13 protein-coding genes are annotated in these 13,859 nt (G+C 72.5%); 9 read left to right on the top strand and 4 right to left on the bottom strand.

The window, feature by feature from the left end:
- Positions 1 to 73: 73 nt before the first annotated feature.
- Positions 74 to 1,306, top strand: a complete 1,233-nt coding sequence (locus AC5RWQ_RS21770) for an SUKH-3 domain-containing protein (RefSeq protein ID WP_494284528.1) — start codon at positions 74 to 76, stop codon at positions 1,304 to 1,306.
- 129 nt (positions 1,307 to 1,435) lie between these two features.
- Here the strand turns inward: AC5RWQ_RS21770 and AC5RWQ_RS21765 are convergent, their stop codons facing one another.
- Entirely contained in the window at positions 1,436 to 2,875 is a 1,440-nt protein-coding gene (locus AC5RWQ_RS21765; RefSeq protein ID WP_494284527.1) for an aldehyde dehydrogenase family protein, read from the bottom strand.
- A 141-nt stretch (positions 2,876 to 3,016) separates the two neighbouring features.
- Here AC5RWQ_RS21765 and AC5RWQ_RS21760 point away from each other — a divergent pair, with 141 nt between their 5' ends.
- The 5 genes from AC5RWQ_RS21760 (at position 3,017) to AC5RWQ_RS21740 (ending at position 8,405) form a co-directional block, all read left to right on the top strand.
- A complete protein-coding gene (locus tag AC5RWQ_RS21760; RefSeq protein ID WP_494284526.1) occupies positions 3,017 to 4,453 on the top strand; it encodes a gamma-aminobutyraldehyde dehydrogenase in 1,437 nt (478 codons plus the stop codon).
- 3 nt (positions 4,454 to 4,456) lie between these two features.
- Positions 4,457 to 5,728, top strand: a complete 1,272-nt coding sequence (gabT, locus tag AC5RWQ_RS21755; RefSeq protein ID WP_494284525.1) for a 4-aminobutyrate--2-oxoglutarate transaminase — start codon at positions 4,457 to 4,459, stop codon at positions 5,726 to 5,728.
- 372 nt (positions 5,729 to 6,100) lie between these two features.
- Positions 6,101 to 6,517: a GntR family transcriptional regulator gene (locus tag AC5RWQ_RS21750; protein ID WP_494284524.1), complete on the top strand. Its 417-nt coding sequence runs from the start codon at positions 6,101 to 6,103 to the stop codon at positions 6,515 to 6,517.
- A gap of 11 nt (positions 6,518 to 6,528) precedes the next feature.
- Positions 6,529 to 7,419 (top strand): ABC transporter ATP-binding protein, encoded by an 891-nt coding sequence (locus AC5RWQ_RS21745; RefSeq protein ID WP_494284523.1) that lies wholly within the window; start codon positions 6,529 to 6,531, stop codon positions 7,417 to 7,419.
- Complete coding sequence (locus tag AC5RWQ_RS21740) at positions 7,416 to 8,405, top strand: ABC-2 membrane transporter-related protein (RefSeq protein WP_494284522.1); 990 nt, start codon at positions 7,416 to 7,418, stop codon at positions 8,403 to 8,405. Before AC5RWQ_RS21745 ends, AC5RWQ_RS21740 begins: the two co-directional genes overlap by 4 nt.
- Before the next feature lie 79 nt (positions 8,406 to 8,484).
- Here AC5RWQ_RS21740 and AC5RWQ_RS21735 read toward each other — a convergent pair whose 3' ends face one another.
- The 3 genes from AC5RWQ_RS21735 to AC5RWQ_RS21725 form a co-directional block, all read right to left on the bottom strand.
- A complete protein-coding gene (locus tag AC5RWQ_RS21735; RefSeq protein WP_494284521.1) occupies positions 8,485 to 9,195 on the bottom strand; it encodes an RlpA-like double-psi beta-barrel domain-containing protein in 711 nt (236 codons plus the stop codon).
- Between the two features lie 92 nt (positions 9,196 to 9,287).
- Positions 9,288 to 10,145, bottom strand: a complete 858-nt coding sequence (locus tag AC5RWQ_RS21730) for an SCO6745 family protein (protein WP_494284520.1) — start codon at positions 10,143 to 10,145, stop codon at positions 9,288 to 9,290.
- 117 nt (positions 10,146 to 10,262) lie between these two features.
- Positions 10,263 to 10,529, bottom strand: coding sequence for a hypothetical protein (locus tag AC5RWQ_RS21725; protein WP_494284519.1), 267 nt, complete (start codon positions 10,527 to 10,529; stop codon positions 10,263 to 10,265).
- Positions 10,530 to 10,616: 87 nt separating this feature from the next.
- On the opposite strand from AC5RWQ_RS21725, the gene AC5RWQ_RS21720 reads away from it, so the two are divergent.
- Genes AC5RWQ_RS21720 through AC5RWQ_RS21710 form a run of 3 tightly spaced genes read left to right on the top strand, consistent with a single transcriptional unit; the run spans position 10,617 to position 13,843 of the window.
- Complete coding sequence (locus AC5RWQ_RS21720) at positions 10,617 to 11,894, top strand: GAF domain-containing protein (protein WP_494284518.1); 1,278 nt, start codon at positions 10,617 to 10,619, stop codon at positions 11,892 to 11,894.
- Between the two features lie 45 nt (positions 11,895 to 11,939).
- A complete protein-coding gene (gene adh / locus AC5RWQ_RS21715; RefSeq protein WP_494284517.1) occupies positions 11,940 to 13,445 on the top strand; it encodes an aldehyde dehydrogenase in 1,506 nt (501 codons plus the stop codon).
- The gene (locus tag AC5RWQ_RS21710; RefSeq protein ID WP_494284516.1) at positions 13,445 to 13,843 is read left to right on the top strand and encodes a DUF779 domain-containing protein; all 399 of its coding nucleotides are present in this window, start codon (positions 13,445 to 13,447) and stop codon (positions 13,841 to 13,843) included. Before adh ends, AC5RWQ_RS21710 begins: the two co-directional genes overlap by 1 nt.
- Positions 13,844 to 13,859 lie beyond the last annotated feature (16 nt).

The raw sequence follows: 13,859 nt of genomic DNA, 5'->3' as shown, positions 1-13,859 counted from the left end.
CCTCCCCGGTCACCGTCAGTCAGGGGAACCATACCGGCTGCCATGGATCCGTGGGGTCCGGTAGTTTCAGGCCGTGATCGACCGACAACAGGCCGAGCAGCTCGCGACGGTGTGGGCCCGCCGCGATTCACAACGCCTCGGGTACGAGTGCCGCCCCCTTCTCGACGAGTTCGACCTGGGGTACGTCATCCGGTCCACAGTGGCGGTTGAGGTCGACACCAATCCGGGCGACCTGCCGACCACCATCGTCGACAAGGAGACCGGCGAGGTCAGCACCTGGCCACGCGTGCCGGCGACGGTCGTGCAGCAGATGTACCGGCGCAGCCGCCCCGCCGGGACGCCGGCCCCCCGCACCGTCGACCCGGCGAGCCAGTTGCTCCGGGAGATCCGCCGGCTGCCCACCCCGGCCACCGTCGCGCACCTGACCGTCGAAGGCCGGACGTACGTCGGCCAGGGTGCCAAGGGCGACGTCGAGCTGAACCATCACCCGTTGGTCCGGGCCTACCTCGACGAACTTCCGGCGGGCCACTTGGTCCGCGGCGGGGACCGCCACGCCGAGCTGATCGTCGTCTCCGACGTCCTCCACGAGTACGACCACCGCCGCGCCGCCGCCGGCCAACCGGCGATGACGATGCGGGAAGCGGAGGCTCTGCTGGCAACAGGCCGGCTCGATGTCTTCAGGGTGCGAGAGCCAGGCGATCCCGCCGGCGGGCGGGTTGAGAGCTTGTGCGAGTCGTGCACAAGCGCCCTGGTGCACCTTGGCGCCCTGCCGTGGCCCGAGCTGGGGTCGATCACTGAGCCGCCGGCCATCACTCGGCCGATACCCGTCGTTGACAGGTTTCCCCCCGTTGTCGGGCAGGCTTTAGCCGATGCGGGCTGGGATCAGAACTCTCTCAATTGGGCGCTCGCCGAGGGTGCCATCGCAGAGACTTGCGAGATTACGGGCCGAAATCATCGGCATGAACCTTTTCCCGCAGCGGAACAGGTGTTTCTCGACTTCCCAGCTCTCGGCACGTTCCGCCGGCGGCCAGGGACAGAGGTCTGGATCCGCGTATTCGATACCAACCCGCTCCGTGCCGCGCACACCGCCGACACGCTGGCGGACTTCGGCGCGGTCCTTGGCGTACGGCTCTTTCCAATCGGCTCGGAGCGGCAGGACAGCATCCTCGCCGTCGACGAGCACGGCAGGATCTTCGCTCTCGACCAGGCCGGCGAGTGGTTCCTCGGCGACGACATCGACGCCGCGCTGACCACACTGCTGCTCGGCCGGGCGCCCGCCCGGGTCCGGGACGACGGCACCTGGTGAGCGTTATGCCTCTCCGTCATATTCATGACGCGGAGTCATATCGCTCACCAGCAAATCCATCTCCAGCCCGCGACACGCCCGGACGCCCCTGCACCCCCGGACGCCCGGGCCAGGCGTGGACCGCGACGGCTACAGCTGCACCCCGGTCAGCACCAGCACCCGCGGCTCGGTGTAGTCCTCCATCGCCGAGCGCAGCCCCTCGCGTCCGACGCCGCTCCCCTTCACCCCGCCGTACGGCATCTGGTCGGCCCGGTACGACGGCACGTCCCCGACGATCACCCCACCGACCTCCAGGACGCGGCCAGCAAGAAACGCCGTCTGGAGGTTGTGCGTGAACACCCCCGCCTGCAACCCGTACGCCGAGTCGTTGACGGCGGCGAACGCCTCGGCGTCGTCCTGGACCCGGGCGACCACCAGCACCGGCCCGAAGACCTCCTCGGTGCAGACCTTCGCGTCCGCGGGGACCCCGGAGAGCACCGTCGGCGGGTAGGTGGCGCCCTCGCGCCGGCCGCCCACCTCGATGGTGGCGCCCGCCGCGACCGCCTCGTCGACCCACTCCTCCACGCGACGGGCCGCGTCCTCGGACACCAGCGGCCCGACGTCCGTCAGCTCCGAGGACGGGTCCCCGGTCCGCAGCTCCTCGACCGATGCGACCAGCCGGGGCAGGAACCCGTCGTAGAGCCACTCGTGCACGAAGACCCGCTGCACGGCGATGCAGGACTGCCCGGCCTGGTAGTTGGAGAACATGGCGATCCGGTGCGCCGCGAAGGTCAGGTCCTCGTCCGCCGTCCAGTCGGAGCAGATCACCGCCGCCGCGTTGCCGCCCAGCTCCAGCGTCACGTGCTTCTCCGGCACCTGCCGGCGGATCGCCGCGCCCACCGGCCCCGAACCGGTGAACGACACCACCGGCAGGCGCGGGTCGGCCACCAGGTCGGCGGCCCGCTCGTTCGGCAGCGGCAGCACCGAGAACATCCCCGCCGGCAGCGCCGTCTCGGCCAGGATCTCCCCCAGCAGCAGCGCCGACAGCGGCGTCGCCGGGGCCGGCTTCACGATGATCGGCGCGCCCACCGCGATCGCCGGGGCGACCTTGTGCGCCACCAGGTTCAGCGGGAAGTTGAACGGGGCGATCCCCAGCACCGGGCCGCGCGGCGCCCGGCGCACCAGGGCGATCCGCCCGGTCGCCGTCGGGTCCGTGTCCAGCCGCTGCAACTCGCCCGAGAAGCGCCGGGCCTCCTCCGCCGCCCAGCGGAACGTCGACACCGCGCGCCCCACCTCGGCCCGCGCCCACTTCACCGGCTTGCCGTTCTCCGCGGTGATCAGCGCGGCGACCTCGTCGGCCCGCTCCGCCAGCCGCCGCGACACGTGGTCCAGGGCCGCCGCCCGCACGTGCGCCGGCAGGGCCGCGGCCTCCGCCGCCACCCCGGCCGCCGCCGCGACCGCGGCCTCGACCTGGTCGGCCGTGGCAAAGGAGGTACGCCCCACCACCCGACCGTCGTACGGATGGGTGACGGTCAGCTCGCCCTCACCGTGAACGGGGCGACCGGCGACATAGCAGGCTCTCGGCTCCACGTTCCGCAGCGTAGACGACGCCCGCCCACACGGAAACAGTCGCCTCAGGCCTTGTGGGCCGCGAATTCAGTAGCCAAGATGGCAGCTAGATTGCGAATACCTCCGCTGACCAACGCCCGGCCACCCCTCGGAGACATCCCCATGAGCGACCAGCAGCAGCTGCGCAACTTCGTCAACGGCGAGTACGTCGACCCGGGGGACGGCGGCTACGCCGACCTGATCGACCCCTGTACCGGCGAGGTCTTCGCCCAGGCGCCCGTCTCGGGGACGGCCGATGTCGACAAGGCCATGCAGGCTGCCGCCACCGCCTTCGAAAGCTGGCGGGACACCACCCCCGGCGAGCGGCAGAGGGCGCTGCTCAAGCTCGCCGACGCCGTGGAGGCGCGGGCCGCCGAGCTGGTCGACGCCGAGGTACGCAACACCGGCAAGCCCCGCCAGCTCACCGCCGACGAGGAGCTGCCGCCCGCGGTCGACCAGTTCCGCTTCTTCGCCGGCGCCGCCCGGCTGCTCGAGGGCCGCTCCGCCGGGGAGTACATGGCCGGGCACACCTCCTACGTGCGGCGCGAGCCGATCGGCGTCTGCGCTCAGGTCACCCCCTGGAACTACCCGCTGATGATGGCGGTCTGGAAGATCGCCCCGGCGCTCGCGGCCGGCAACACGGTGGTGCTCAAGCCGTCCGACACCACGCCGGTGTCGACGCTGCTGCTCGCGGAGATCGCCTCCGAGTTCTTCCCGCCGGGGGTGTTCAACGTGGTCTGCGGCGACCGGGACACCGGTCGTACCCTCGTCTCCCACCCCACCCCGCAGCTGGTCTCGATCACCGGCTCGACCCGCGCGGGCATGGAGGTCGCCAGTGCGGCGGCCCCCGACCTGAAGCGGACCCACCTGGAGCTCGGCGGCAAGGCCCCCGTGGTGCTCTTCGACGACGCGGACGTGGCCGCGGCGGCCGAAGCCATCGCCGTCGGCGGCTACTTCAACGCCGGCCAGGACTGCACCGCCGCGACCCGGGTGCTCGCCGGCCCCGGCATCTACGACGACTTCGTCGCCGCCCTCGCCGAGCAGGCCCGCAACACGAAGACCGGCGCGCCGGACGACTCCGACGTGCTCTACGGCCCGCTGAACAACGCCAACCAGCTCGCCCGGGTCCGTGGCTTCGTGGACCGGCTCCCCGACCACGCCACCGTCGAGACCGGTGGATCGCCGCTCGGCGAGCGCGGTTACTTCTACGCCCCCACCGTGGTCAGCGGAGTGCGCCAGCAGGACGAGATCATCCGGGACGAGGTGTTCGGGCCGGTCATCACCGTGCAGCGCTTCTCCGACGAGGACGAGGCGGTGCGCTGGGCCAACGGCGTCGACTACGGCCTGTCGGCCTCGGTCTGGACCAAGGACCACGGCCGGGCGATGCGGATGACCCGCCGGCTCGACTTCGGCTGCGTCTGGGTGAACACCCACATCCCGTTCGTCTCCGAGATGCCGCACGGCGGCTTCAAGCACTCCGGGCACGGCAAGGACCTCTCGGTCTACAGCCTGGAGGACTACACCCGGATCAAGCACGTCATGCACAACATCGAGGGCTGACCCATGGCATCGAGCGAGGAACTGCACAAGCGGCGCGGGGCGGCGGTCGCCCGAGGGGTCGGCAGCACCATCTCGTCGTACGTCGACCACGCGGGCGGCGGCACCATCACCGACGTCGAGGGTCGGCAGTGGATCGACTTCGCCGCCGGCATCGCGGTCGCCAACGTGGGCAACTCCGCCCCGAGGGTGGTCGAGGCGGTGCGGGCGCAGGTCGAACGCTTCACCCACACCTGCTTCATGGTCGCCCCATACGAGTCGTACGTGGCGGTCTGCGAGCAGCTCAACGCGCTCACCCCGGGCGACTTCGAGAAGCGGTCGGCGCTGTTCAACTCCGGAGCCGAGGCGGTGGAGAACGCGGTGAAGATCGCCCGGCACGCCACCGGGCGGCCGGCGCTGGTGGTCTTCGACCACGCGTACCACGGCCGGACGAACCTGACCATGGCACTGACCGCGAAGAACATGCCGTACAAGCACCGGTTCGGGCCGTTCGCCGGGGAGGTCTACCGGGTGCCGATGTCGTACCCGCTGCGCGACGGGGGGCTGTCGGGGGCCGAGGCCGCCGCCCGGGCGATCGAGATGATCGAGAAGCAGGTCGGCGCGGAGAACGTCGCCGCGCTGCTGATCGAACCGATCCAGGGCGAGGGCGGTTTCGTCGTACCCGCTCAGGGGTTCCTGCCGGCGCTGCGTGAGTGGGCGACGGCGGCCGGGGTGGTCTTCGTCGCCGACGAGATCCAGACCGGGTTCTGCCGGACCGGGGACTGGTTCGCCTGCCAGCACGAGGGCGTCGAGCCGGACCTGATCACCCTGGCCAAGGGCATCGCCGGCGGCCTGCCGCTGGCCGCGGTGACCGGGCGGGCGGAGCTGATGGACGCGGTGCACGTCGGCGGCCTCGGCGGCACGTACGGCGGCAACCCGATCGCCTGCGCCGCCGCGCTCGCCGCCATCGAGACCATGCACGAGCTGGACCTGGCCGCCGCCGCCCGGCGGATCGAACAGGTGATGGGCGAGCGGCTGCGCGCCATCGCCGCCCGCGACCCGCGCATCGCCGAGGTGCGCGGGCGCGGCGCGATGCTCGCCGTGGAGATCGTCCAGCCCGGCACCCGCACCCCCGACCCGGCCGCCACGGCGGCGGTGTCGGCGGCCTGCCACGCCGCCGGACTGCTCACCCTGACCTGCGGCACGTACGGCAACGTGCTGCGCTTCCTGCCCCCGCTGGTCATCTCCGACGACGAGCTGGCCCGCGGGCTGGACATCCTGGACGCCGCCTTCGGCTGACCGGCGGCCCACCGATCGTGGAACACCATGGGCTCTCCCCCCAGGATTCGCCCATGGTGTTCCACCCGGAGCGGTGACCGCCCCATCCACTCCTCGGCCGTGGCCCACGCCGCGGCGACCGGCCCGATCCGGTCGTCCGGCAGCGCGGCCAGTTCCGCGACGAAGTCCGGCTCGAGCCGGATCAGGTACGGCCCCTCGTCGTCATGGCGGTCCACCCGGTCCCCTCCGGCGTACAGCCCGGTGCGCGGCGGGGTGCCCACGGCGAGGAAGCTACCGCGCGCCTCCGACACGAAAGATCGTTGACAGGACGCCCCGACGCCACCACGCTGTCCTATAGTCCTACTGTCGTAGGACAATAGAGGGTGGAGCTCAGTGATCGAGTTCGTGCTGGACGGCCGGTCCAAGGTGAACACGTACGTGCAGCTCATTCAGCAGGTCAAACAGGCCCTGCGGGTGGGGCTGCTGACGCCGGGCGACCAGCTGCCGAAGGTTCGCGACGTCGCGCAGTCGCTGGCGATCAACCCGAACACGGTGCTGAAGGCGTATCGCGAGCTGGAGATCGAGGGCCTGGTGGAGGGCCGACCCGGGGTCGGCACGTTCATCCGGCGCACCCTCGCCGGCGAGTCTCTGGCCAACCAGGCCGAGCTGCGCCAGGAACTCGTCGCCTGGGTGCACCGGGCCCGGGCCGCCGGGCTCGCCCCGGAGGACGTCACCGCCCTGGTCGAGACCACCATGCGGGCCGCACTCGCCGCCGAGGCGTCGCGCGGCGAGACCGCACGAGCGCAATGAGAGGACAGCGGATGGAGATCGCGCTGGAGGCCGAGCAACTCGGCAAGCGCTACGGGAAGAACTGGGCGCTGCGGGACTGTTCGCTGCGCCTGCCCGCCGGGCGGATCGCCGCCCTCGTCGGGCCCAACGGTGCGGGCAAGAGCACGCTGCTGCACCTGGCGGTCGGCCTGCTGAGACCGGACGCCGGCGCGGTCCGGGTCTTCGGTGAGTCGCCGTACGACAACCCGGCGGTGCTGCCGGAGATCGGCTTCGTCGCCCAGGATACCCCGCTCTACCGCGACTTCACCGCGGCCGAGCTGGTCCACCTCGGCGGCCGGATGAACAAGCGCTGGGACGCCGCGCTGGCGCGCGACCGGCTCGCCCAACTCGGCATCCCGCCGAAGCTGCCGGTCGGCAAGCTGTCCGGCGGGCAACGCGCGCAGGTCGCGCTCGCGCTGGCCCTGGCGAAACGGCCCCGGCTGCTGCTGCTCGACGAACCGGTCGCCAGCCTGGACCCGTTGGCCCGGCGCGAGTTCCTCCAGTCGCTGATGGGCAGCGTCGCCGAGTCCGAGACGACCGTGCTGCTCTCCTCGCACCTGCTGGCCGACCTGGAACGCGTCTGCGACCACCTGATCGTGCTCAACGCCGCCCGGGTGCAGCTGACCGGAGCGGTCGACGACCTGGTCGCCACGCACCGGCAACTGGTCGGCCCGCGGCACGACGGCGGCCCGATCGGCGGCGTCGCCCGGGTGATCCGGAGCAGCCACACCGACCGGCAGTCCACGCTGCTGGTCCACACCGACGGCCCGGTCACCGATCCGGCCTGGACGGTGCGCGACGTCGGCCTGGAGGACGTCGTCCTGGCCTACCTGGCCGACGGCGCCACGCAGACCAGTCACCACGAGTGGGGGGTGCCGGCATGATCTGGCTGACCTGGCGACAGCACCGCAGGCAGGCGTTCTTCACGCTGCTGGGGTTCGCGGCGCTCGCCGCCCTGATGGTGCCGATCGGCCTGTCGATGCGGCACACCTACGCCGACCTCGGGCTGGCGGACTGCGCACGCCAGCTCGCCGCCACCGACGTCGCGGCGGCGACCCGCGACGCCTGCGACGCGAGCCAGAACCGCTTCACCAACCGGTACGGCAGCCTCAACCTGGTGGCCGTGCTGCTGCTCACCCTGCCGGTGCTGGTCGGCCTCTTCTGGGGCGCCCCGCTGGTCGCCCGCGAGGTGGAGCAGGGCACGCACCGGTTCGCCTGGACCCAGGGCATCGCCCGCAGCCGCTGGGCGCTGGTGAAGTTCGGACTGGTCGGCGCGGCTGCGGTGGCCCTCGCGGTCTGCTACGGGCTGGGCATGTCGTGGTGGGTGGAGCCGCTCACCCAGACCGTGCGCGAGGGCCGGTTCGGCCTGATCGTCTTCGACCTGCAGGGTGTCGTCCCGATCGGCTACACCCTCTTCGCCGTGGCGCTGGGCGTCTTCGCCGGCACCGTCTGGAAGCGGATGCTGCCCGCCATGGGCATCACCCTGGCCGGGTTCATCGGCGTACGGGCGGCGGTGGCGATCCTGGCCCGACCGCACTACCAGCCCGCCAGCACCGTCACCGCCCCGATCGAGGGGGCCACCGAGGCGGCCATGGGCCGTGGCGGTTGGGTCCTCGCCGAGGGCGTCCGGAACCCCGACGGGGAGATGGTGGCGGAGGGCAGCCGGATCATGTGCCCGGCCGGCGGCAGGGGACCGGACGGGCGGGCCTGCGGTGCCGAGCTGGGCCTCAAGCCGGGCGCGTACAACTGGCAGCTCTACCAGCCGGCGGACCGGTTCTGGCTGTTCCAGGGCATCGAGACGGGCATCTTCGTCGCCCTCGCCGCGCTGCTGCTCTGGCTGGCCGTCCGCCGCCTCCGCCGCATCGCCTGAGCGGGTGGCACACCATGGCTGTCACCGCGCCTCGGAGACAGCCATGGTGTGCCACCCGCCGCCGGACCCTTGCCGGCCGTCAGCGCAGCACCTCGACGGTGTTGCGGCGGACGACGTTCTTCCCCGGCTCGCGGACCAGCTCCATCGCGGCGGCGTTGAGCAGCACGCAACTGCCCGACGGCCCGGTCACCGTCACCGTGGCCACCCGGCCGTTGTCCAGGTTGGTCACCCGCAGGCGGGTGCCGACGGGGAACCGACCGCTGGTCGCGGCGGGCGCACCGCCCTCGGCGGAGAAGGTGATCGACCCGGCGCAGGCGCTGCGTCCCGCGGGAGTGCCGGCGGCCGGCGCGGACCCGGCCGCGGGGCTGGCGCTGCCCGGCCGGGCCTCCCCCGGCTGGTCGCCCCGGCCGGGGCGGGCCGAACTGCCGGGCGTCACCCCGCCGTCGAGGCGTTCCACCAGGTTGCGCCGGATGACGTTCTTGCCGGGCTCGCGGATCAGGTCCATCGCGGCGGCGTTGAGCAGCACGCAACTGCCCGACGGCCCGGCCACCGTCACCGTGGCGACCTTGCCGTTGTCCAGGTTGGTCACCCGCAGCCGGGTGCCCAGCGGGAACCGGTCACTGGTCGCGGCCGGGGCGCCCGCCTCGGCCGAGAACGTGACGGCTCCCTGGCAGGCGCTCTGCCGTTCGGGCGTGGTGGCGGCGAACCCGAGCCCGGTCCCGACCGCGACCGCCGCTGCGGCGACCGCCGCCACCCCACCCGCCAGCACGTGCTTCCGCTGCACCTTCACCGCATCTCCCGTCGTTGCTTGATCACCTACGACGACGGGTACGGGCTGGGAGCGTTGCCCGGTTCACCCTTACCGAAAAGTAAGTGGGAAGATCACCGTCTGCCGATGCCCAGGGTGCTCTGCGTGGGCAACATCCCGGAGGCGACCACCGCCTGGGTCACCGGCGCGACCAACTGGGCGAGCCGACCGACGGCCGGCCCGAGGGCCCGCCACGGCCCGGCGGCCAGCTCGTCGGTACGCCGTTCCACCTCGTCGCGCAGCGCGCGACCGGACGCCGTCGCCAGCCCGGACGCGTCGACCAGGGCCCGGGCGGCGAGCCGTTCCCGAGCCGCGGCCCACTCGTCCGCCGTCCAGCGCCGGCTGGCGAAGACCTCGACCGGCGCGGCCCCGACGGCGGCGAAGGAGACCAGCGCCTCGGTCGGGTCGAGGCCGGCGGTGAGCAGCGCCGCCACGTGCCCGTCGCCGCGGTGCTCGCGCAGGACTGTGGCGGCCTGCCAGAGCGCCAGGTGCGGGGCGTCCGGCCAGGGCAGGTCGGCGTTGGCGGCGGCCAGCGGGCGACCGGCCAGGTCGGCGGCCTCGGCCGCGCGGCGGGCCAGCGTGGCGGCCTCGGCCAGCTCGGGCGAGTCGACCCGGTCGCCGAGCAGGGCACGCAGCGCCCGGTCCACCCCGGACAGCCGGGCGTCGAGGACCTTGACCGGGTCGGCGACCGACCAGATCGCCGGGACGTACTCGGCGACCATGCGCGGGTTGAAGCTGTAGTAGGTGGCGGTGACCAGCTCCGGCCCGGCCGCGCCGAGCGGGGCGGAGCGCAGGGCGAAGTAGCCGGGCCAGCGCTCGTCGGTGGCCAGCCCGAGGGCCGCGGCCTCCTCGGTGAGCTCCGGCGCGTAGTAGACCAGTGCGTGCACCGGCTCGATGAGCTGCCACAACCGTCGCACCATGGCGATTTCCATCTCGACCTCCCCGAGCTATCTTGTCGTTGTCAAGTTAGGGGCGAGGAGCGGTACTTGTCAATGACAAGATGCGGGCGAAGAGGTGGGCCCGGGAGACGTCCCGGGCCCACCGGTGGCTCAGATGTCGTTGTGCCAGCCGCGCCTGATCTCGCCCGCCGGCCTGGGCTCGCCCCTGCCGACCACCCGCCAGAAGCGGTCCGGCTCGGCGTGGTCGCGCAGCGAGACCTCGACGCCCACCCGTACCCGGCGGTCGTCGGCCACCCAGGCGACCAGATGACGGTCGTCGCTGACCAGTTGAAGTTGCACCATCATCCGTTCCCGCGCCCCGACCATCACGACCGCCCTTTCCGTGCCGTCCCGCCACCGCGCCGTGCGGAGCGGCACCCAGCATGAGCCGACGACAATCGACCGGGCAATCGGTATTGGCGATCCGGGGTGAGCTGCGCCACGATGGGCGCGAGGAGGTCGCCGATGGCTGACCCGTGGCTCGCCCTGGAATTCGGCGCCGATCCGGCCGAGCGGATCGCGCAGGTCGGCGCCGCCCACGAAGCGTTCCTCACCGCCGGCACCAGCCCGGACCGGGTCCGCGAGGTGGTCCGCCGGTCCTGGGAACGCTCGGCGCTCCTCGACCCGGAGGCCACCGCCCCCGTCGACCTCACCGACGACGCACTGGAGCACTACCGCGCCGCCCACCCGCTCGCCCAGGTGCTGCCGCTCTTCCGCGACCTGCTCGGTGGCATCGCCCAGGACGGGGCGCACCTGATGGCCGTCTGCGACGCGTACGGGCGGCTGCTCTGGGTGGAGGGGCACCCCGGGGTGCTCCGGCACGCCGAGCGGATGAACTTCGTTCCCGGCGCCCGCTGGGACGAGGCGCACGCCGGGACCAACGCCCCCGGCACCGCCCTCGCCGTCGACCACTGCGTGCAGATCTTCGCCACCGAGCACTTCGTTCGCCCGGTGCAGCGCTGGACCTGCGCCGCCGCGCCGATCCACCACCCGGCCACCGGCCGGCTGCTCGGCGCGGTCGACATCACCGGCGGCGACCACCTGGCCACCCCACAGAGCCTCGCCCTGGTCCGGGCCACCGCCCGGGCCGCCGAGGCGTTCCTGGCCGGCGCCGAACCGGTCGAGCCGGACGTGATCCAGCTGGCGACGCTCGGCCGGGACGAGGCCGAGCTGCGGATCGACGGGCGTCGGGTCCGGCTCGGCCGCCGGCACAGCGAGCTGCTGGTGCTGCTCCTCGACCACCCCGAGGGGCGCACCGGGGAACAGCTCGGCCTCGACCTCTACGGCGACGACCGGCTGCACCCGGTCACCCTGCGCGCCGAGCTGTCCCGGCTGCGCCGTGCGCTCGGCCCGGAACTGCTCGACTCCCGCCCGTACCGGCTGCGCGGGAGAGTGCGCGCGGACTTCCGTACCGTCGGCGACCTGCTGGAACGCGGCGATGCGGCGGGGGCGCTCGACGCGTACCCGGGGAGTCTGCTGCCCGCCTCCGATGCGCCGGGAGTGGCGCGACTGCGCCGGCGGATCGACGGGCAGCTACGCGCGGCCGTGCTGGCCGCGGCGGATCCGGCGCTGCTCGCGGCCTGGACCGCGACGCCCGCCGGCGCCGACGACCTCACCGCCTGGCAGGCCCTGGCGCGGGCCCTGCCGCCGGGCGCGCCGCGCCGGCCGCTCGCCGTGGCGCGCATCCGCCAGCTCGCCCAGGAGTACGACCTGCCAGGCGCAACGTTCCTGCAACGTCGGTGAAACTAGGGTCCCGCCAACCACCCCACACGGACGGCGGAGGTACCCATGACGCGCTACGACGCCCCCACCCACTGGCAGTCCCGGTACGACCACTACATCGGCGGCGAATACGTGAAGCCGCACCGCGGCCAGTACTTCGAGAACCCCAGCCCGGTCACCGGCCAGACCTTCTGCGAGGTGGCCCGCGGCACGGCGGAGGACGTCGAGAAGGCGCTCGACGCCGCGCACGGCGCCGCCGACGCCTGGGGCCGCACCTCGGTCGCCGACCGGGCGCTCATCCTCAACAAGATCGCCGACCGGATGCAGGAGAACCTGGAATCCCTCGCCGTCGCCGAGACCTGGGAGAACGGCAAGCCGGTACGGGAAACCCTGGCCGCCGACATTCCGCTGGCCATCGACCACTTCCGCTACTTCGCCGGGGCGATCCGGGCCCAGGAAGGCTCGCTGGGCGAGATCGACGACGACACCGTGGCGTACCACTTCCACGAGCCGCTCGGCGTGGTCGCGCAGATCATCCCGTGGAACTTCCCGATCCTGATGGCCACCTGGAAGCTCGCGCCCGCGCTGGCCGCCGGCAACACGGTGGTGCTCAAGCCGGCCGAGCAGACCCCGGCGTCGATCCACTACTGGCTGTCGCTCGTCGCGGACCTGCTCCCGCCGGGCGTGCTCAACATCGTCAACGGCTTCGGCGTCGAGGCGGGCAAGCCACTGGCGTCCTCGCCCCGGGTGGCGAAGGTGGCGTTCACCGGCGAGACCACCACCGGGCGGCTGATCATGCAGTACGCCAGCGAGAACATCAGACCCGTCACCCTGGAACTGGGCGGCAAGAGCCCGAACATCTTCTTCGACGACGTCAGCGCCGCCTCCGACGACTTCCTGGACAAGGCGCTGGAAGGCTTCACCATGTTCGCCCTCAACCAGGGCGAGGTCTGCACCTGCCCGTCCCGGGCGCTCATCCAGCAGGGCCACTACTCGGACTTCCTCGCCGCGGCCGTCGAGCGCACCAAGGCGGTGAAGCAGGGCCACCCGCTGGACACCGACACGATGATCGGCGCGCAGGCCTCCAACGACCAACTGGAGAAGATCCTCTCCTACCTGGACATCGGGCGGCAGGAGGGCGCGAAGGTGCTCACCGGCGGTTCCCGGGCGGACCTCGGCGGCGAGCTGTCGGGCGGCTACTACGTCGAGCCGACGATCTTCGAGGGCGACAACTCGATGCGGATCTTCCAGGAGGAGATCTTCGGGCCGGTGGTCTCGGTGACCTCCTTCGCCGACCTCGACGACGCCGTGAAGATCGCCAACGACACGCTCTACGGGCTCGGCGCGGGCGTGTGGAGCCGGGACATGAACACCGCGTACCGGGCCGGGCGGGCGATCCAGGCCGGCCGGGTCTGGACGAACTGCTACCACGCCTACCCGGCGCACGCCGCATTCGGCGGGTACAAGCAGTCCGGCATCGGCCGGGAGAACCACAAGATGATGCTGGAGCACTACCAGCAGACCAAGAACCTGCTGGTCAGCTACTCCACCAAGAAGCTCGGCTTCTTCTGATGGCTGCCGCTTCGGACGGTGCCGCGGCTCCCGGCGTTCCGGGGGCCGCGGCACCGCCGCCCGTCTCGGTGACTCCCGCGGCGGCCGAGCTGATCCGGTCGCTGCGGGACCGGCACGGGCCGCTGATGTTCCACCAGTCCGGCGGCTGCTGCGACGGCAGCGCCCCGATGTGCTACCCCGCCGGCGAGTTCCGCACCGGCGGCTCGGACGTCCTGCTGGCGGCACTCGACGTGGACGGTGTGCCCGAGCCGGTCGAGTTCTGGATGTCGACGTCGCAGTGGGAGCTGTGGAAACACACCAGGCTCACGGTCGACGTGGTGCCCGGCCGGGGCAGCGGCTTCTCGCTGGAGGCGCCGGACGGCGTCCGCTTCCTCATCCGCTCCCGCCTGGCACCCTGACGCCCCGGGGTCCTCG

The organism is Micromonospora sp. BS32, assembly GCF_059089345.1.
This window is presented reverse-complemented; position numbering and strand designations above follow the sequence as displayed.

Bases quoted from the DNA above. Each gene is read 5' to 3' on its own strand.
- AC5RWQ_RS21760 (WP_494284526.1), top strand. From the start codon at position 3,017: ATGAGCGACCAGCAGCAGCTGCGCAACTTCGTCAACGGCGAGTACGTC.
- gabT (WP_494284525.1), top strand. From the start codon at position 4,457: ATGGCATCGAGCGAGGAACTGCACAAGCGGCGCGGGGCGGCGGTCGCC.
- AC5RWQ_RS21745 (WP_494284523.1), top strand. From the start codon at position 6,529: ATGGAGATCGCGCTGGAGGCCGAGCAACTCGGCAAGCGCTACGGGAAG.
- AC5RWQ_RS21740 (WP_494284522.1), top strand. From the start codon at position 7,416: ATGATCTGGCTGACCTGGCGACAGCACCGCAGGCAGGCGTTCTTCACG.
- AC5RWQ_RS21730 (WP_494284520.1), bottom strand. From the start codon at position 10,145: ATGGAAATCGCCATGGTGCGACGGTTGTGGCAGCTCATCGAGCCGGTG.
- AC5RWQ_RS21720 (WP_494284518.1), top strand. From the start codon at position 10,617: ATGGCTGACCCGTGGCTCGCCCTGGAATTCGGCGCCGATCCGGCCGAG.
- adh (WP_494284517.1), top strand. From the start codon at position 11,940: ATGACGCGCTACGACGCCCCCACCCACTGGCAGTCCCGGTACGACCAC.
- AC5RWQ_RS21710 (WP_494284516.1), top strand. From the start codon at position 13,445: ATGGCTGCCGCTTCGGACGGTGCCGCGGCTCCCGGCGTTCCGGGGGCC.